Annotated in this window: 17 protein-coding genes and 2 tRNA genes; 6 read left to right on the top strand and 13 right to left on the bottom strand. The window is 43.1% G+C overall.

The annotated features are described in order from the left end of the window. Window positions 1-148: 148 nt before the first annotated feature. Together prfC and KDJ85_RS14125 are read right to left on the bottom strand one after the other, a co-directional pair. Window positions 149-1,738 (bottom strand): peptide chain release factor 3, encoded by a 1,590-nt coding sequence (prfC, locus tag KDJ85_RS14130; RefSeq protein ID WP_206084485.1) that lies wholly within the window; start codon window positions 1,736-1,738, stop codon window positions 149-151. A gap of 202 nt (window positions 1,739-1,940) precedes the next feature. Further along, the gene (locus KDJ85_RS14125; RefSeq protein WP_225820216.1) at window positions 1,941-3,005 is read right to left on the bottom strand and encodes a tartrate dehydrogenase; all 1,065 of its coding nucleotides are present in this window, start codon (window positions 3,003-3,005) and stop codon (window positions 1,941-1,943) included. A gap of 101 nt (window positions 3,006-3,106) precedes the next feature. On the opposite strand from KDJ85_RS14125, the gene KDJ85_RS14120 reads away from it, so the two are divergent. Both KDJ85_RS14120 and KDJ85_RS14115 read left to right on the top strand, forming a co-directional pair. After that, entirely contained in the window at window positions 3,107-4,054 is a 948-nt protein-coding gene (locus tag KDJ85_RS14120) for a LysR substrate-binding domain-containing protein (protein ID WP_225820215.1), read from the top strand. Continuing rightward, entirely contained in the window at window positions 4,054-4,959 is a 906-nt protein-coding gene (locus KDJ85_RS14115; RefSeq protein ID WP_206084785.1) for a helix-turn-helix domain-containing protein, read from the top strand. Before KDJ85_RS14120 ends, KDJ85_RS14115 begins: the two co-directional genes overlap by 1 nt. Window positions 4,960-4,993: 34 nt before the next feature. Here the strand turns inward: KDJ85_RS14115 and KDJ85_RS14110 are convergent, their stop codons facing one another. Genes KDJ85_RS14110 through KDJ85_RS14100 form a run of 3 tightly spaced genes read right to left on the bottom strand, consistent with a single transcriptional unit; the run spans window position 4,994 to window position 8,561 of the window. Continuing rightward, window positions 4,994-5,947, bottom strand: a complete 954-nt coding sequence (locus tag KDJ85_RS14110) for a PDR/VanB family oxidoreductase (protein ID WP_225820214.1) — start codon at window positions 5,945-5,947, stop codon at window positions 4,994-4,996. 13 nt (window positions 5,948-5,960) lie between these two features. Then, entirely contained in the window at window positions 5,961-7,412 is a 1,452-nt protein-coding gene (locus KDJ85_RS14105) for an NAD-dependent succinate-semialdehyde dehydrogenase (RefSeq protein ID WP_225820213.1), read from the bottom strand. Between the two features lie 18 nt (window positions 7,413-7,430). Continuing rightward, window positions 7,431-8,561 carry an aromatic ring-hydroxylating oxygenase subunit alpha gene (locus KDJ85_RS14100; RefSeq protein ID WP_225820212.1) on the bottom strand — a complete coding sequence of 377 codons (1,131 nt, stop codon included), beginning with the start codon at window positions 8,559-8,561 and terminating at the stop codon, window positions 7,431-7,433. A gap of 321 nt (window positions 8,562-8,882) precedes the next feature. Here KDJ85_RS14100 and KDJ85_RS14095 point away from each other — a divergent pair, with 321 nt between their 5' ends. After that, window positions 8,883-10,436: a BCCT family transporter gene (locus tag KDJ85_RS14095; protein WP_225820211.1), complete on the top strand. Its 1,554-nt coding sequence runs from the start codon at window positions 8,883-8,885 to the stop codon at window positions 10,434-10,436. A gap of 84 nt (window positions 10,437-10,520) precedes the next feature. Here the strand turns inward: KDJ85_RS14095 and rimI are convergent, their stop codons facing one another. Next, on the bottom strand, window positions 10,521-10,973 hold the full coding sequence (gene rimI / locus KDJ85_RS14090; protein WP_225820210.1) for a ribosomal protein S18-alanine N-acetyltransferase: 453 nt from the start codon (window positions 10,971-10,973) through the stop codon (window positions 10,521-10,523). Further along, the gene (locus tag KDJ85_RS14085; protein ID WP_225820209.1) at window positions 10,942-11,352 is read right to left on the bottom strand and encodes a DNA polymerase III subunit psi; all 411 of its coding nucleotides are present in this window, start codon (window positions 11,350-11,352) and stop codon (window positions 10,942-10,944) included. Before KDJ85_RS14085 ends, rimI begins: the two co-directional genes overlap by 32 nt. Before the next feature lie 131 nt (window positions 11,353-11,483). Between KDJ85_RS14085 and rsmC the strand changes: the two genes are divergently transcribed. The 3 genes from rsmC (at window position 11,484) to KDJ85_RS14070 (ending at window position 12,874) form a co-directional block, all read left to right on the top strand. Next, entirely contained in the window at window positions 11,484-12,497 is a 1,014-nt protein-coding gene (rsmC, locus tag KDJ85_RS14080) for a 16S rRNA (guanine(1207)-N(2))-methyltransferase RsmC (protein WP_225820208.1), read from the top strand. A 159-nt stretch (window positions 12,498-12,656) separates the two neighbouring features. Continuing rightward, window positions 12,657-12,742, top strand: a tRNA-Leu gene (locus KDJ85_RS14075). 46 nt (window positions 12,743-12,788) lie between these two features. After that, window positions 12,789-12,874, top strand: a tRNA-Leu gene (locus tag KDJ85_RS14070). A 97-nt stretch (window positions 12,875-12,971) separates the two neighbouring features. Here the strand turns inward: KDJ85_RS14070 and KDJ85_RS14065 are convergent. The 6 genes from KDJ85_RS14065 to KDJ85_RS14040 all read right to left on the bottom strand — a co-directional run bounded on the left by KDJ85_RS14065 (window position 12,972) and on the right by KDJ85_RS14040 (window position 19,424). Then, window positions 12,972-13,226 (bottom strand): DUF1435 family protein, encoded by a 255-nt coding sequence (locus KDJ85_RS14065; protein WP_206084475.1) that lies wholly within the window; start codon window positions 13,224-13,226, stop codon window positions 12,972-12,974. A 119-nt stretch (window positions 13,227-13,345) separates the two neighbouring features. After that, the gene (locus KDJ85_RS14060; protein WP_206084474.1) at window positions 13,346-13,876 is read right to left on the bottom strand and encodes a GNAT family N-acetyltransferase; all 531 of its coding nucleotides are present in this window, start codon (window positions 13,874-13,876) and stop codon (window positions 13,346-13,348) included. A 217-nt stretch (window positions 13,877-14,093) separates the two neighbouring features. Next, entirely contained in the window at window positions 14,094-15,533 is a 1,440-nt protein-coding gene (phoA, locus tag KDJ85_RS14055) for an alkaline phosphatase (RefSeq protein ID WP_225820207.1), read from the bottom strand. Between the two features lie 181 nt (window positions 15,534-15,714). Further along, complete coding sequence (locus KDJ85_RS14050) at window positions 15,715-17,283, bottom strand: alpha/beta hydrolase-fold protein (RefSeq protein ID WP_225820206.1); 1,569 nt, start codon at window positions 17,281-17,283, stop codon at window positions 15,715-15,717. A gap of 58 nt (window positions 17,284-17,341) precedes the next feature. Further along, window positions 17,342-17,956, bottom strand: a complete 615-nt coding sequence (locus KDJ85_RS14045; RefSeq protein WP_225820205.1) for a DUF3156 family protein — start codon at window positions 17,954-17,956, stop codon at window positions 17,342-17,344. Further along, on the bottom strand, window positions 17,931-19,424 hold the full coding sequence (locus tag KDJ85_RS14040; RefSeq protein WP_225820204.1) for an APC family permease: 1,494 nt from the start codon (window positions 19,422-19,424) through the stop codon (window positions 17,931-17,933). The genes KDJ85_RS14045 and KDJ85_RS14040 overlap by 26 nt, the downstream gene beginning before the upstream one ends. Window positions 19,425-19,505: the final 81 nt, after the last annotated feature.

Raw genomic sequence — 19,505 nt, 5'->3', positions numbered from 1 at the left:
TAAAAAAACAGAAAAAATAAAGTGGTTCAAGGGTAAAGACAGAATATTCTTGATGAAATAGTTTTAAAGACAGGAAAAGGCTCTCTAAAAGAGCATCAGGAAGAGATAACCCGCTACTTCATGATGAAATAGCGGGTTCAAAACAAGATTAGTGTTCGCGTGTTTTACGGAACCGAACGTCTGGATAACGTTCGCTGGTCAGGTTGAGGTTCACCATCGTTGGTGCGATATACGATAAGTTATCACCGCCATCAAGGGCTAAATTTTGCTCATTTTTGCGCTTAAATTCTTCGAATTTCTTCGCGTCATCACATTCAACCCAACGTGCCGTTGAAACGTTAACCGCTTCATAAATCGCTTCAACGTTGTATTCGCTTTTCAGACGCGAAACGACCACATCAAACTGTAGTACCCCTACCGCACCGACGATTAAATCGTTATTGGTTAATGGACGGAACACCTGCACCGCACCTTCTTCAGATAATTGAACCAGCCCTTTTAGCAGCTGTTTTTGCTTCAGTGGATCACGTAAACGAATGCGACGGAACAGCTCTGGTGCAAAGTTCGGGATCCCCGTGAATTTCAGTTCTTCACCTTGAGTGAACGTATCACCAATTTGAATCGTCCCGTGGTTATGCAAACCAATGATATCCCCAGCGTAGGCATTTTCGACCTGAGAACGATCCCCAGCCATAAAGGTTAATGCATCGGAAATTACCACGTCTTTTTTGATTCGCACTTGGCGTAACTTCATGCCTTTTTCGTAGGTACCTGAAACAATACGCATAAACGCAACGCGGTCACGGTGTTTCGGGTCCATATTGGCTTGGATTTTAAAGACGAAGCCCGTGAATTTTTCTTCTGTGGCTTCAACTTCACGCACGTCAGTTTGGCGGGCTTGTGGTGCTGGCGCCCACTCGACCAAACCATCTAACATGTGGTCAACCCCAAAGTTACCTAATGCAGTACCGAAGAAAACAGGCGTCAATTCCCCTTCTAAGAACGCATCATGGTCAAATTCGTGGGAAGCGCCTTGAACCAGCTCTAACTCATCGCGCAATTGTGCTGCCAGCTCATCACCTACCGCCGCATCTAAATCAGGGTTATTTAACCCTTTGATGATACGAACTTCTTGAATTGTATGACCTTGACCTGTTTGGTAAAGAATCGTCTCATCACGCAGTAAATGATAAACCCCTTTGAATAACTTACCGCAACCAATAGGCCAAGTGATTGGACAACAAGCAATTTTCAGCTCATTTTCCACTTCATCCAGTAGTTCCATTGGATCACGAATATCACGGTCGAGTTTATTCATGAAAGTCAGAATTGGCGTATCACGCAGACGGGTAACTTCCATCAGTTTACGAGTACGATCCTCAACCCCTTTACCAGAGTCAATAACCATTAAGCAGCAGTCAACAGCAGTTAACGTTCGATAGGTATCTTCAGAGAAGTCTTCGTGCCCTGGGGTATCCAGTAAGTTAACTAAGCAATCATTGTACGGAAACTGCATCACAGATGTGGTAATCGAAATACCACGCTGTTTTTCCATTTCCATCCAGTCGGATTTTGCATGCTGATTGGAGCCACGGCCTTTTACTGTCCCTGCACGTTGAATAGCGTGCCCGAACAGCAATACTTTTTCTGTAATCGTGGTTTTACCCGCATCGGGGTGAGAGATGATAGCAAACGTTCTACGCGTGCTAACTTCCTGTAGAAAATTCTGATCTGTCATTTAACCGTTCTTTTCGTCTGAATACAGATTTATAGCGGCACGCGTCTTAGCTTAATGTAGCATTTAGCGGTGCAAATCCGTCTTGTTAAACATAATTGGCGGATATTTTCGCAGATCTTGGGGGTATTAACAATCAAAGCATCGAGGTATGGTAAAAACAATACCCCGATGTGACATAAAAATGACTTAAATAACGAACGGATTACGACAAAATCAATTGAGTGATTTCATCGCCTAACGCCTGAGTACTTGCATTTCCACCCATATCACGGGTTAAGTGACGGCGCTCTTTAATCGCCGTTTCCACCGCAACCATAATGCTATCGTGCATTTCAGGGCAACCTAAGTGTTGCATCATCATCGCTGCCGCCCAAATTGTCCCTATTGGATTAGCAATATTTAACCCTGCAATGTCAGGGGCTGAGCCATGGACTGGCTCAAACATCGATGGGAACTCTTTTTCTGGGTTGATATTGGCAGACGGTGCAATCGCAATGGTTCCAGTACAGGCTGGGCCTAAATCAGACAAAATATCCCCAAATAAATTTGACCCAACAATCACATCGTAAAACTCTGGCATGCGCACTAAATTTGCCGCAAAAATATCAATGTGGAATTGATCGACTTTAATCTCTGGGTAGTGTTTTGCCATTTCAGCCACGCGGCTATCCCAATACGGCATAGAGTGGAATAATCCGTTAGATTTAGTGGCTGAACTCAGGTGTTTTTTCTCACGAGTTTGCGCTAATTCAAATGCATATTTTAAAATACGGTCAGTGCCTTTGCGGGTAAAAATACTCTGTTGCAACACCATTTCATCTTCAGTGCCTTCATATTGAATACCACCAATAGCGGAGTATTCTCCTTCTACGTTTTCACGCACCACATAAAAATCAATATCCCCTGGTTTTTTATCTGCCAGTGGGCATTTAATCCCATCAAATAAGCGAACTGGGCGCAGGTTAACATACTGGTTAAATGCACGGCGAATAGGCAACAATAAACCCCATAACGAAATATGGTCTGGTACACCAGGGAAACCTACTGCACCAAGAAAAATCGCATCAAACTTTTTCAGTTGCTCTAAACCGTCTTCTGGCATCATACGCCCAGTGCGGTGATAGGTTTCACATGACCAATCAAATTGTGTAAAGTTGAGTTTTACATTGTGTTTGCTCGCAGCGGCTTGTAAAACTTTTAACCCCTCGGGGATCACTTCTGTACCAATACCATCGCCTGGAATAACCGCTATGTTGAATTGTGACATGGTGAAAACCTCTGATAAATGAATTAGGTGTGTTTTTCTCCAGTTTAGGGATTGCTGTGATAAAGTATAGACATGAACTGTAATCCTTAGGTTTACAAACTATGAACAAGCTCCCTGCGTTAGAGGACATTCGCGTTTTTGTCACTGTCGCCCACTTAATGAGTTTTTCTCAAGCGGCAGCACAGCTATTGGTTTCACCTGCCTATATTTCTAAACGAATCAAACTGTTGGAAGAAAATCTGGGGCAAACACTATTTTTTCGAAGTGCACGCTCAATTAAGCTCACCCATGAAGGGCAAATTATTCTACGCAGCAGTGAATTGATGTTAGCGGAACTTGAACATATGCAAGAAACGCTCAATGCTTGCCGGGAAGAAATCCGTGGTACACTGCGGATCAGTTGTAGCACAGGGTTTGGCAGCACTTATATCAATCCGTTTATCCTATCATTACGCGCTCAGTACCCTTTATTGGCTATCGACCTCACGTTAACAGATAAATCCGTTGATATTATTAATGAAAACATTGATGTGGATATTTGTATCGGAGGCACTATCTCCGATCAGTTTATTGCACGGCGTATCGCTGCCAATCAACGCATACTCTGTGCCGCACCTCGCTATTTAGAAAAAAATGGCTACCCAGTATATCCACAAGAACTTGAACAAAAACATTCTTGTATTGCGATTAAAGAACGCAATCAAGCCCCCGCGGTGTGGAAATTAGCCCACAACCAAGAAAGCATGACCGTTAGCCCGAACAGTCAACTCACCGTGAATAATGGTGAGGTTGCAAAGCAATGGTGTTTAAGTGGGGAAGGCATCCTACTGCGATCATTGTGGAGTGTCTTGCCAGAATTAGAATCTGGACAGTTAGTGCGTGTTCTCCCAGAATGGTACCAAACCGCAGATGTTTATGCCGTTTATTCGAGAAGTATTCGAACAAGTGCTAATCTTAGAGTTTTCATTGAAAATCTCGAACAGTACCTTGCGGCCCATTTGCAAAATGGATTTATGGCAACACCTTCAGTAAAGGTTGATACCAATTGATGACAGAAACTGAGACATTCAAAGAACGTTTATTAAAACTACTCAAACAAAAGAAAATGAGCCAACTTAAGGCGGCACAAGCCCTTGGCGTCTCCCGAACCGCCGTCAATAAGTGGACGAAAGGTGGTATGATCGACGAAGACAACCTTGATAAATTGGCAACGTTACTGGATGTCGATAAAATTTGGTTAAAATACGGCGAATATACGAACAACCAAATTACGGTCACCAATGCAGGGGTGATGCGTAACATCAACGAAGTGCACCTGCAAGAATCTGCCGATATCGTAACGTGGGAATGGGATTTGCTCACAGGGGAATTAAACTACTCAGATAATGTCGAAGCCGTTTATGGCATTAAAATTACGACTAATGAAGATTTTTGGGCATTGATGGCGCCTGAGTCCAAAGAGAAGCTGGTGAATGGTTACTCAAAAATCATTCGTGAAGGCGGTGCCCATGAGATGGATTTTAAAATTAACTGGGAAGGCGAGTACCGTTGGATCACTTCTCGCGCCACAGGGGTTAAAGGGCCAAATGGTAAAGTCACTAAATTAGTTGGGATCAGCCTTGATAATACCGAACGTAAGAATAGCGAATTACGCCTACGAAAAATTAAGTGCTATTTTGATGTTTTACTCTCCCACTTCAATTACTTAGTCGCTTTCACTGACAAAGCGGGTGAAATCCTTGCCAGTAACTTGAGTAGCCAATCCACTGAAATTGACTACCTCGAACTGCAACGTTTATTGTACCAACTCATCATTAATCACAAAACATGGCTAGAAGAAGTGTGCCAAACAGGCCGTGGGCAAATCGTGTTTCAAGATAAACAAATTACTGCATATCAACATTTTAATGATGAAAACCAACCCTTTTTGATGTTTGAACTCAAACCAATTTGATACTCCCCCCACAAATAACAGTGGGGGAATACATTTATAAATCAAGTACTAAACGCTTACTTCTTGCCCTAGACACGCACAACATCATGGTTTTTTGCTCTGCTTTCTCATCGTCATCTAAATAGTGGTCACGATGATCAGCTTCGCCTTCAAGGATCGCGGTTTCGCAGGTTCCGCAAACCCCATTACGGCATAAACATTCCACATTGATGCGCTTATCCGCTTCAATAGCCTGTAAAATAGACATATCTTTGCCAACTTCTAAGCTAAAGCCTGAACGTTGAAAGTAAACTTCGAAAGAATCCCCTTCACTGGCAACTTCACCAAAGTTTTCAAAATGTACCTGTGAGTCTCCTAGATATTGGTTACCTTTTTCAATCACCTCATTAATTAATGATTGAGGGCCGCACACGTACACATGGCTAGACGAAGGCTGAGACTGAATCAATTGCTCGACAGACATCCTCTGCCCTTGGCTGCCATCATAAAGGTGTAAGCGTGAACCAATACGCTGTTGTAAATGTTCGACAAACGCAGCGGTTTTCACATCGCGAAAGCAATAATGTAACTCAAAATCCATACCGCCTTGCTCTAATTCATACAAATAAGACAAAAACGGTGTGATACCGATCCCTCCAGCAATTAGCAAGTGCTTACACTGGTTATCTTGTTCCAGGGAAAAGAAATTTTGAGCAGGTGAAAGATGAATACAATCGCCAACAGACAGCTGCTCATGCATAAATGCCGAGCCACCTTTCGAATTTTCATCACGCAAAACGGAAATACAGTAACTGCCTCTATGTTTTGGGTCGCTAATCAGCGAATAAGCGCGCTGTAAGCCCGTTTGCTCCCCCATGTGTACAGTGACATGACTGCCAGCACTAAAAGGCAGGAAATTTCCTTCTTGGGCAACAAATTCGAACATTTTAACGGTTGAACTCACTTGTTCGATTCGGCTGACATTCACTGCAATTTTTTCTTGGCTCATCACCGCGTCCCTCTTATTCGCCGATATCTAAGCACAGGTATTTGATACTTAAGTAGTCTTCAATACCATATCGAGACCCTTCTTTACCCAATCCTGACTGTTTAACCCCACCAAATGGTGCCACTTCATTAGAAATCAACCCTGTATTGATCCCCACCATGCCACTTTGCAGTTTTTCAGCAACGCGATAAACACGGTTCACATCACGGGAGAAGAAGTAAGCCGCGAGTCCATAAATGGTATTATTTGCTCGCTTAATAACTTCATTTTCATCAGTAAAGCGGATCAACGTTGCGATAGGTCCAAAGATTTCCTCGTGCACAATGTCCATCGAATCATCAATATCCACCAGTACTTTTGGATTGAAAAAATGACCTTGCTCTTTGATTTCATTGCCCAATACCAGCTGCTTTGCACCTTTTGCCAATGCGTCTTGCAATAATGCATTCATACCATCAATAGCGCGTGTAGTGATCATTGGCCCGATATCTGTGCCAACCGCCAACCCATTTCCGACTTTCAATTTGGCGACTTTTGTCACGAATTTGGTCTTAAATTCGTCGAAAATAGCATCATGAAGGTAGAAACGGTTAACGCAAACACAGGTTTGCCCGCCATTGCGGAATTTTGCCTGAATCGCACTATTTACCGCTTTATCAATATCCGCATCATCAAACACAATAAACGGTGCATTACCACCAAGTTCTAACGACGTTTTCTTGATGGTTGATGCACATTGTTCCGATAGCACACGACCGACTTGTGTTGAACCTGTAAATGAAAACTTGCTGATAAGCTCATGTTTAGTCAGCCTTTCCCCTAAAACTCGAGAATCCCCAGTGATGACGTTAAATATCCCTGCTGGAATACCGGCTTCATCCGCCAGCTGCGCTAATGCGAGAGCAGTAAAAGGTGTTTCTGTTGCAGGCTTAATAATAATGCTACAGCCCGCAGCCAAAGCAGGGGCGGCTTTTCGCGTGATCATCGCCGCAGGGAAATTCCACGGTGTGATAGCGCTACAGACACCAATCGGCTGTTTTATCGTTGAAATACGGTTGCTACCAACAGTTTGGGGGATGGTTTCCCCATACACACGCTTACCTTCCTCCGCAAACCACTCAATAAAAGAGGCTGCATAGCGAATTTCCCCTTTAGCTTCGTGCAGCGGCTTACCTTGTTCGAGGGTCATTATCAGGCCAAGATCATCAACATTGGCTTCAATCAGCTCAAACCAACGGCGTAAAATGATCGAACGTGCTTTCGCGGTCAATTGTTTCCAACTGTCCATTGCACGGTAAGCCTGTTCAATGGCGTCATCCACTTGTGCTGCCGTTAGGCTGGGAATAGTTCCCAGCACAGATTGGTCAGCAGGATTCGTCACAGGAATTTTTTTATCTGAATCAACCCATTGCCCATTAATATAGCAAGACTGACGAAAAAGCATCGGGTGAGTGACTGTCTGCATATGTGACGGCTCCTTTCATTATTCTTCGGTATGTGCACCAGCAACAATTTTGTGGAAATGCGCCACACCGTGCTCACTGATCCCACTGCGTTGTCTGTCGGCCATAATACGTCCTTGACCACGGTAGCCCCGCGATCTCAGCCCTTTTTGAACACTTTCAACTAAGCGTAGGTCTTCTGGGCGGAACACGGTGCGATACCATTCCACTAAGTTTTTCTGATACTCCGTCAATTCTTCATTAAGGAAATAAATATCATAGTGTTGCAAGGTCTCCCCAGCGTTCACTGGGAACTCATAGATAACCGTCATGAAGTCCCCTCCTGGCGGCATATTGAACATGGTGCTTGGCCAAATCCAGAAACCAAAGAAGCGCGGGTCTAAAACCGATTCATCAAACTGATAAGAAGATTCAGACGGTTTTGCTTTACCAATTTGTACCGTCCAATTATCCAGAAGTTGGTGCTCGTAAACATTCACATCCACAGAACTGGCGAAACTGACGTGGTTGGTAGGGCAGTGATAGCATTCAATATAGTTATCAACAATGGTCTTCCAGTTGGCTGGTGTATGGCTAACAAAACGCGCCGCCAGTTTTAAATCGCCAATCACCGCACAAGCTTCCTGCATTTTTTCAGCAAGGCCAGGCAGTTGTTCTTCAATCGGTTGCGGCTCACCCACGGTCATATTTACGTAAATAAACCCCGCATGCTCAGTCACATGGAAGCTGCTCAGTGACATCGCATCAGACTCAAAGTTATTCACATTTTCACAGTTTGTCGCATGGGCTAATTGCCCATCGAGTTTGAAAGCCCACGCATGGTAAGGGCAAGTAATCACATTTTTAACTTTACCACTATCACCGCTAATTAATTGGTGCCCGCGATGTGGGCACACATTATAAAAACCACGTAAAACATCATCACGACCACGCACAATCACTAAGCTTTCACCGATCAATTCACGGGTGATGTAGGAATTTTTTTCTTTAACTTCACTAACGTGGGCAACACAAACCCATGAGTTAGCAAAGATTTTTTCTTTTTCATATTCAAAAATATCATTAGACGTGTAATAACGCGCAGGGATTGTCCATGCGTTATCAATATCAAGGTGATCATTAATCGAAATGACTTTAGCTGCATTGCTCATAATTGCCCTCACTTATGTAAACTTATAGTTAACATCTTTTTTGTGGATGTTAACGAAGATCGCATAAATGATCAAACAAAATATTGCATGATATTCAAACAATATTTTATATATCAATAAAATCATACTGTTAAATGAAATTAAATCAAATTAACTGTTAATAATTGGTTAATTACTTGTTGACTACACAATCTTTGCATGGCTATTCTCTGTAAACCCAAAGTAACCACAACTAGCTGTACCCTTAAAAAATAAACAGGCATTCCCTGCAAGCCAACTCTCATAAAAGACAAAAAATAAGTGAGCAACTGGAGAAGAGGTATGATGAATCATAAGAAATCCGTATTTTACGTGTCGTTAGCCATTAGCTTGGCGATCATCAGTGTGGGCGCATTTATCCCCGACAAACTGGAAGCATTTTCACATTCTGCTCTGAGCTTTATCTATAACAACCTAGGTTGGTTCATTCTGGGCTCTGTTTTTATCTTTTTTAGTTTCTGCATGTTTCTTGGTTTTTCTAAATTTGGTCATATTCGTCTTGGTGATGACAGCGATCGACCTGAATACAGCACAGTGACGTGGATTGCTATGCTATTCAGCGCATCTATTGGTATCAGCTTGATGTTTTGGGGAGTTGCAGAACCAGTTTCCTACTACATCAGTCCCCCCATTGGCCAAGGATCAACGGAGCAATCCGCAAAATCAGCGATGCAGTATGTTTACCTTCATTGGGGGGTTTCCGCATGGGCTTGCTACGCGTTAGTCGGTGTTGCTCTTGGTTATTTCCAATTTAGAAAAAAACTGCCATCTTCACTCAGTTCGGTGTTTTATCCATTAATTGGCGACCGGATCTACGGGACGATGGGTAAATTGATCAATGTGTTAGTGATCTTATCCGTTGTTATCGGGATCGCGACCTCATTAGGCTTTGGTACACTTCAAGTTAACAGTGGAATGAATTACTTATGGGGACTGCCCATTAGTATTTATGTTCAGATTGGCATTATTGTGCTGGTTACGATTGTGTATATCACATCGACTATTTCAGGTTTACAAGGCGCAATTAAACATCTATCCAATCTCAATATCATCCTCGCCCTAGCATTGATGGCGTTTATCTTTATCTCTGGTCCAACACAAACCATTTTAAAAGTGTTGTTCCAAGGTATTGGCGATTACGTACAAAACTTTGTCAGTATGTCATTTCGTACGGAACCTTATAATGACGGTACTTGGATTGCTAACTGGACACTGTTTTACTTCGGCTGGTGGATTGCTTGGGCACCATTAGTCGGTAGCTTTGTTGCGCGCATTTCGAAAGGGCGAACCATTAAAGAATTTATGATTGGTGCAGTATTTATTCCAGTATTAAGTGCCTTTGCATGGTTTGCTGTAATGGGCGGATCGGCGATTCATTTAATTCAAAACTTAGGGCAAACAGCGCTCGCGGATGCAGTGAAAACCGATGTGACATCTGCGCTATTTAAGTTCTTAGATTATTTCCCTGCATCTACCTTCATTAGTGTACTTGCCATTGCATTGGTGTTGATCTTCTTTATTACTTCAGCAAACTCGGCGGTGTTTGTTTTGGGCATGGTCAGTGAAAACGGTAATCCTAACCCGTCTCACATCACCAAAACGATTTGGGGTGTTGTGATTGCTGCGATTGCAGTTGTACTCATCATGACGGGTGGGTTATCAGGATTACAATCAGCGCTAGTTGCCATGGCAGTCCCTCTTTCCATGATGATGCTGCTAATGTGTTATTCCACTTATAAAGGGCTGAACGAAGAAGTGAATGCACAGGCCGCTGTCCAAAGACAGACAAAAGAAGCTCTCTCAATGCCCAATGAACCTGTATTACCCGAAAAATAGTTAAAAAGTGAATTTATAGCCGCTCAATAAAAACCCCAGAACATTTGCCATGTGCTGGGGTTTTTTACTCGCTTTTAGGAGCAATCATTGGGAGTCAAACAGGGTGAGCGCTAAGACGAATGCGTCTTCTCGGCCTTTTTTAGCAGGGTAATAGTCTTTTCGTACAGTGACTTCATGAAACCCGAGCTTTTCATACAAATGCAATGCAGAAGCATTTGATTCTCGGACTTCTAGCCAAAGCGTCATAATGCCTTTATTTATCAGCTCACTAATCAATTGTTCTAGCAATAAACGCCCATATCCCTTGCCTTGGTAATCAGGGTGAATAGCGATATTAAATAACGTTGCCTCATCCAGAACACATTGCGTTATCGCATAACCAACAATCTGATTATTAATAGAAATTTTCAGATTATGATACTTTTCCCCTTGGTTCCCATAAAAAACCCGCTCAGTCCATGGAAAATCATGGCTTAACTTCTCAATTAAGAAGGCAGTAGCAAGATCAGATTGCTTTAGTGTTGAAATTTTCATCATATTGATAAATTTGTTTCCATAGTGCCTGTTTGGCGCTGATACTCATCATAAGCTCAGACAAAACAGGTGAAAAGTACGTCATTTTTGAACCTTCTGGGTGGATTTCCCCCCCGAGAACCCAACAAGGAATTGTTATTGGCGTTGGGATTAAATTCAGCTGCTCAGAATTAATGCAAACCACATCATCTTGTGCAATTCGCATTGAAAGAAAAATATCTTTTAACAGCTGGCTATTTAAATCAAGGTTCTCATCAGTAATAATAATAAGCTTAGTCGACGCTGGGATCCTGACACCACGTTCACCACGTAACACAGCTGGATTTCTCACCATCCATTGAGTGATCCCCATTTGTTCTAAAAGCCTGTCACGTCGTGTCATTTATTTTTCCAGTCGCTATTTTACAACCCCATCTTATCAAAGGGGATTAATAGCGCCAACAGAGCAATGCGATTTCTCGCATTTCTGGTATGGTGTTAGCAGTTTTTATCATTTTAGGAGATTGACAGAATATGTCATTACTGACACCGGCCAGTGAAGTTATCCAGCGCCATCTTGAGCATTTTACGGATCGTCATGTCATTTTGGCTGGTGACATTCAGGATGAATTGGCTGCCACTCTCGAAGCAGCAAGTGTTCGCGTCGTAACCAATCAATACCATCGTTGGAAAAACCTACAGCCTTTGATGGGCGAAATGGTTTTATTTTCATCAACCACACCCGCTGAATTTATTCAGCCTTGCGATACATTGATTTATTTCTGGCAAAAAAATAAACAAGAAGCTTGCTTCCAACTGGACGATCTGTGCACCCATCTTGCTGCGGGTAGTCAAATTTTTATTGTCGGCGAAAACCGCAGTGGCGTCAAAAGCGCAGAATCCATCATGGAAGGTATCGCTACCTTACAAAAAATCGACTCGGCCCGCCGTTGTGGCTTGTATTATGGTGAATTAGAGCAACCAACCACCTTTGATATTGCACGCTGGTGGCGTCACTATAATCTTGATACGGTTAGAATTAATGCACTTCCTGGCGTGTTTAGTCATAATGAGTTAGATATCGGCAGTGATTTACTGCTTTCAACATTAACAGAACCAATGAAAGGCGATGTTCTCGACCTCGCTTGTGGTAATGGTGTTCTTGCAACCGTCATTGGAACGCAAAACCCTGACGTTAAGCTGACGTTAAGTGATGTTAGCGCCTGCGCATTAGACTCCGCAGCCTCAACACTTGAAGCGAACAAACTCACAGGAACCATCATCGCCAGTGATGCTTATTCAGATATTCACGACAAATTCGATTGGATTGTCTCTAACCCACCTTTCCACGATGGGCTAAACACCAGCTACAGTGCCGTTGAAAACATGATTTACCAAGCCCCTAAATTCCTGAAAAAAGGCGGTCACTTGCGCATTGTTGCCAATGCATTTTTGCCTTACCCAGACTTATTAGATAAAGCTTTTGGTAGCCATGAAGTGCTAGCAAAAACAGGTAAATTCAAGGTATACCAAGCCACAAAACGCTAGTTAATGGCCGTGTTATCGTGCCATTTAGCGGTCAGCCTCATAGGCTGGCCGTTTTTTAATCAAACAAAAAATAGATGATTAAAAAAATATTGACGTCCGCTAAAATTAGCCTAAAATCCGCTGCGTATTATCGCTGTAAGAAAAGTTAGGTTTGGCATTGCGAGGGTGGCGGAATTGGTAGACGCGCTAGCTTCAGGTGTTAGTGTCCTATGGACGTGGGGGTTCAAGTCCCCCCTTTCGCACCACTAACTTTAGATAAACACAGTAGTTCAGCATTGACGAAACAGTATTGCGAGGGTGGCGGAATTGGTAGACGCGCTAGCTTCAGGTGTTAGTGTCCTTCGGACGTGGGGGTTCAAGTCCCCCCTTTCGCACCACTGCTCAGTGAATGTTATTTCCCCAGCAGCCTTACGCGCATTTTTCTGAAGTCTTCCCAAATTACATTCAGCTCAATTAACACTTTCGCAAATCAAGCTACCTTTGCAACACAAAAGCCATCAGAAAGCACAATAATGAAACTACAGCTGGAATAATCAATAAACGGCGAGAGCCGCGATTAAATAACATCCCCGCTGTTGCGATCATCATAGTGATCATCACCACTCTTAGGTTATCAAAACCCATATTGCTGAGGACATAAGCAATGCTTAGCAATACCACGGCAAAGACACCCCATAGGCCAGCGCCTATACGCCGTAAACCTGCGGTTTTTGATATGCTAGTTGGCATAGTGACCTCAACAATCTTAAATGATAATGATTATCAATCATATCTACTTTTTAGTAAATTTCAATCGTTTTTCTGCGAAAACACCCCTAAATTAACACGATTTTTACAAAATAGATAACTTAAGAAAACCAATAAACAAAATGAATATCTTCTGGTTCCAGGGCAAACAGCTCTGGGTCTGGCGTTTCAATCAAACCACATCCCATATATTGGTAAAAATGCACCGTATTTTCAGATGGCGTTGCAGAGATATATAGCCCTTTCGCCCCTTTTTGAGTCGCAATGTCTACACATTGTTGGAATAACATTCCCGCAATCCCCTTGCCTCGATATGCATGGCTCACGTGTAAAAAGGACAACTGCAGTAAATTCTTTTGCTCCCCTCGCCAAATATTATCCACGCTTGCAGCCGCAATAATTTTTCCTTGTTCGAAAACACCCAGAAAAATAGCGCCTTGGTCATAACTGTCTAATAAATGTGGGGTATAAGCCTCGGGTTCGCCTTCTGGCCAGCCTTTCATATCAAAACGCTGCTTCGAAAGCACCAGTTTGCCCTCTTGGTGTAAATAAAGGTGCTCAATTAATTCAGTGCGATCGATTGACCAAACAGAAGGGATTTCATCTCGTTGTAATTCGCGAATTTCTCTCATGATCTTACTCTCATTATCAGCGCCAATATAAACGCGCTTTATTGTTATCAGGTAAATTTGTTTTCCAAGATAACCGATAAAAAAACAAGTTCAACCATTTCAATAAGCTGTTAAGACAAGGTTGAAATAAAGGCAAGAAATTCAAAAGAGATGGGAACATAAAATAAAAATTCCCCACAACATCCATATTGCGGAGAATTTACACTACAGGGTTGGTTTATTGCTTCAATCCCATTGCATCACGCATGGTAAAGAACAAATCGGTTTGGTCAGTCAGACCCATCACATTCGCAGCGTGCGGGCCATAAGCCGCAACACGCAGCTGAGCACCAGTATGCTCTTGTGAATCATCTTCCTCAGAGTTACCGTAATTCACCACCATCACAGAGCCGTCTTTGGTAATCAACGCTTGAGTTAACCCCGTTGATTTCGTGCCTTCTGGAATAATTTGGCTTGAATGTGAATGGTCGGCAGTCACAATAACTAATGTATCACCATGTTTTTTCGCGAAATCTAAGCCCACTTGAACCGCTTGGTCAAGAGCCACTGTTTCACCAATTTGGCCACATGGGTTGGCTTTATGATCTTGTTTATCGATAGACGCACTTTCAACTTGTAAGAAGAAACCATTTGGGTTGACTTCTAATAGGTCAATAGCCTTTTGCGTCATTTGCGCTAAGGTTGGTGCGTTTGGATCTAATTTCGGGTTCGGCTTACACTCCAGCGGAGCATTGTTGATGTTGCCATAGTGCACAGCCTTTGGCCCTTCCCACGCGACTGTCATGTTTCCATCGTGGAATAATCCAAGTAGAGGTTTGTCTTGGTTTGCCACTTTTATATCATTCAGCGACTTAGCATCACGCACAATAGTATAACCGCGATCAATCGCTTGTTGCTCAAGCGTCTTGCCTTTATACTCACCTGCTTTCGCTTCTTGTGTGAAGCTCTTCGCCCCACCGCCTAACGTCACATCCGCACGGGTTACCAATAACTGTTCAGAAATCGAACCACGACCACCATTTTCAAGGGCATTGGTTCCACATTTTTCTGAAGTTTCCTCTGGGCCGTAACATTTACGTGCCGTCACGTGGGAGAATTGCGCCGCTGGCGTTGCATCCTGAATTTCAGAGGTCGTCACGTTACCTGTCGCTTTACCGTTACGTTTAGCAATTTCAATTAAGGTTTCGTGGTCTTTACCAAAGACATCTACCCCTAAAGCCCCATTGTAGGTTTTCACACCAGAAGACCATGCTGTCGCAGATGCCGCTGAATCTGTGACGTAATCAGGCTTTTGTGTCTTTTTATCTAACGCATAATGCGTATATTGCCCTGTAATTGGCAATGCATCGATACCTTTAAAGAATCCAGAAGCCCCTTCTGCATAGTTACGTGCAACGGTGATTTCTGAATCCCCCATACCATCACCAATAAATAAAATTACGTTTTTTGCTTTGCCATTATGTAATGCGGCTTTCATGATATCCGTTTGCTCGGTCGCTAAGCGGCGTGCACCACCAAATTTGGTGATATCGCCTTGCGCTGCGCGGTTCTCTGAAACTGCATCATTTTTATCCGCCGCATAAGCTGGAAGGGTGCTACCTAACATTAATGCGCTGACTGTGACAGCTAAAAGGGATTTCATAAAATTACCAGTCATAACTGTTTTCCTTGCCATTCAATAATGAAAAAAGAGGAAGTATGCTTCAAATAATGACAGGCATGCTAAAGCAGCCAGATGACAGTTGAATGACGTTTTTGTGGCGAAATGAAGACGATTGTCATAAATGTGAAAAAAGCAGCGCGTAATCAGCTGCTTTTTTGTTGAAATTAACACGCTATTACCACTGAGAAGACAGTTGTTTAGTACCTTCGTATAATGTTTCGCACCAAGAAACATAATCGTGCCCACTGGGTAATTCAATGGCATCCACTAAATAGCCTTTATGTTTCAACACTTCTAATAACTGATAATGATTTTGAATGATCCCGCCCCAGCTTCCTCGTTGTTCAAATAAGCCTGCTTCGAGGAAAAAGCGAATAGGCTTCGATGGCATCGTTTCTATTTCACTGATTAACCATTCAGGATCTTCCCCTTTTGGCGCCCACCAATAAGACCCTGACATACTCAGCACATTGCCAAATATTTCAGGGTGTTGTAATGCATTCCACGTAGCCCCTAATCCACCAAAACTTGATCCCGCAATAATGGTATGTTCCGCTTTCGCATCAATACCTTTTTTCACCAATTGCGGCATTAATTCATCCACCAGCAATTGCGGGAAAAGCGTGTTCGGCGGCAGCTCTTCACCGCGCCTATCAGAGCTAATGCTGTCGACAAACACAATATTCATTGGTGGAAGAGAGCCCTCGTTCATCCAGCTATCAAAAAATTTCGCCATTTGATAAGTATGCAGATAGATTTGCCCATCCAAAAGTACCAATAATGCAGGCTGTTTCATCGGAACATTTGGACGGTATACCGTAATTTGCCGATCATTATTCAAAATTTGGCTAGATAAGGTAAAGGTTTCTAACTGTCCTTGAATGTGTTTTTTTTCAATAGCAGGAAATTGACACTGGCGAATATTCGGTGCTAGTGATAGCAAGGAAAAACGATTATATTTATCCGTTGAGTCAGAAGGGATACTTTGTGAGTTGTAAGGGTCAGCCTGAGCGGTGACTAAAATGGCTTTGCGCTGTGCAAAACCGCCTTCAGGTACGGTAGGGATATCAGGGGCAATTTTATATTGAGTTAATGTATCCGCTGGAATCATGAAAGAACGGTACCAAATATCCGTTCCTTCTATTTGCGCCATTCTTTCATGATTCCCCGAAGGCGCTCCTAAAATATACGCATTGGACTTTGCTCCGCGCCATAAAAATGTCGCTCGCTTTTGTCGACCTGCAAGGTCTTCAATAAGCGGCGTCCCTTGTTTGGCAACCGCCTGCCAAAACGCATGAGTATCACCATGATGATAATGTTCATTAAGCAAACTTTGTAGTTTAGGGCTAATGGGCTCGTTATCTTTTTTAATCACCAAAGGCTGATAGTCGCTCACATCAAACTGTAATTGCCATGATTTACCTGGAGAGCCTTGTAAATCCAGGTAATACACACCATTTGTCGGCACGATGTAATCAGCTGTATGTGGTTCTTTGTCGGAACCATATGCCTGTAATACACGAACAGGCTGCTTGTCAGCATTTAATAAAACAACTTGAGAGAGCCCCTCTCCGCGCTGCTTAATAAAATCTTGCTGCAAAGCCTCAAAATAAACGCAGCTATGGCCTTCGTTATTATGAACGCCTTCCACAGAAGAAAGCTCACCTAAACGAATGCAGTCAGATTGCGTTGCCATCGCTGCGCAGGAAAACAGAATACAACCTAAAAGCGGCAAAGATTTCACATCTAATTCCAAGGAGTCAACTGATAATAATTATTACTATCAAAAAACCTTTTTAAACTCAATGGGTAGCGGTATGTTTTTCCATCAGTTGGCTAATCATCTGAAGGGTACTGAGTAACCGGTGCCGTTGTTTTTGAGATATTTTCAAATAACGTCTTGTTGCTGGAACGCGGCTAACAAGTTCCGATGCGGTAAAAGGCTCGATTTCACAACGCCACTGACCATGATTAAAAGTCATTTGGCATGAATTAAAATCTAACTCTTCCAGTGTCTCTCTGATAATTGGGTAAGCATTCAGCCAATCAATCACTTTTTGACCATCCGGTTGCTTCGACACAAAATGAATGTGTTTTTTTCTCACGCTACCACGCGTTTTCACAACAATTTTTGCATTTAAATTTTCATCACAAAAACCTGACACTGAAAAACGGCTGTACACAATAAACGCGAGGAAGAGTTTTCTAACGCGCTCAGTGACGTCAATGGTCAACGAAGGTTGCGGCTGGATAAGGAGCACACCTGGTGCTCCCCACTCACATGGATAAGGCGCCATGTCTCGCTCAATGCGATTTAACGTTAACCCAGCTTGGTAACCTGTTGGTAACCGTTTTTTGGTTAAGCCTCCCAGTCGCTGTAATAACGAAGGTTTAGGCGAGGTGACGTAATGGCTCAAGTTGTACCTCCTCATGCTCTTCATCTCTAAATGAATTAGACAGAACAACTTCAACATCAACGGGTTTGAACGGATTAACCTTCTGAACAAATACTGTCCAAATCAGTGCATAACTGGCCGTTAAACCTAACATTATCGCAAACGGAATATACACATCAGACTTATTCATACCTGGCGGTGTGATATACACAATCGCTAAAATAATCCCAACACTCGAAATAATTTGAGGAATTGGGAAAAACGGCGAGCGGTAAGCTCGGTGTAAATCAGGGCGGCGAATACGCAATAGCACCACGGAAATAGTCACTAATAAATACGCGGTTCCCCAAGAACACACTGCCGCTAACACCAGAGGAATAATACGATCAAGGTCGCCTTGGATAGCAAAAGCATGTAAACATGGGATCATCACAGCCACTAAAATGCCGAATACGGGTGTTTTAAAACGTGGGTGCAAATACGTGAAGATACGCGGCAATGCCCCATCTAATGCCATACCATATAGAATACGCGGTACAGCGGCCATCAGTGTATTGATGGTTGCCCCACCCGCTAATAGCAGTGCGACACCAATCCAGTATTTACCAAACTCCCCCATAACTCGCTCAGCAAAAGCTGGGATTGCCATCGGTGTTTCCAATAAGCGCGTGCCTGTTTGTGGGTCAACCACCACGTTTTCGACTTGATTGGCCAGCGCAGCACCAAACAGCACCATACATAAGGCCACGCAGAATAAACCGGTTGTCATGGCACGAGGGATCACTTTAGCTGAGTTTTTAATTTCAGGCGCCATCGGTGTGACTAGCTCACAGCCGACAAACATAAACATCGCCATTCCCACAAAGCTTAAAACCAGAGTCGGATCAGAGATATTTAGCTCTGCACCAAACCACCCTTCCATCGGTACGTTAAACGGTAACATCAAACCCGTAATACTAAAGATCACCAGTGTTGACCACATGGCGAAAGTCAGCACCACTTCAACCTTGCCAAACGCTTCAATACCAAAAGCATTTAAGATGCCGAAAGTGACAACTAAACCCACACCAACCATCCAAGACGAATTACTAGTTTCCAGTACCGTATTCAGATGCTCAAAGTTCACTAACGCCATAATCCCCGACAAAATAGTTTCTGCGGTTCCAGCAAAGACGTGCACAATCAAATACGCTGATAATGCACCAGTGATAGCCCAGAAGCGCCCCATACCACAAGAAATATAGTCATACACGGAGCCAGAGGTGGGTAAAATCGCCGCGGCCTCTGAAAAAGTGGTGAGCTGTGCCTGCATCATAATGAAGCTCAGTAGCACGGCTAATGCAAACGTATCGCCACCAATACCAAACCCACTGGTGACGGTTAAAATAACAGGGCTTGCCATAATCAGACCCGCCGAACTCGCCAGCGTCGTTGGGAACCCAACTTTCCCCTTTTCGAGATGTGACGTTAATTTTGAGGATAAATTCATTTTGCTTCCCTCTCGCTCTATACGCAGTCATGAATGTGAATTTTTTGTAAAAAAAGCGTGACTACATTGCCACTATAGAAA

Origin of the sequence: Providencia vermicola, from assembly GCF_020381325.1 — a bacterium.
GTDB classification, from domain to species: domain Bacteria; phylum Pseudomonadota; class Gammaproteobacteria; order Enterobacterales; family Enterobacteriaceae; genus Providencia; species Providencia vermicola.
The sequence above is the reverse complement of the archived record's forward strand: the minus strand, read 5'-3'. Positions and strand labels throughout refer to the sequence as shown.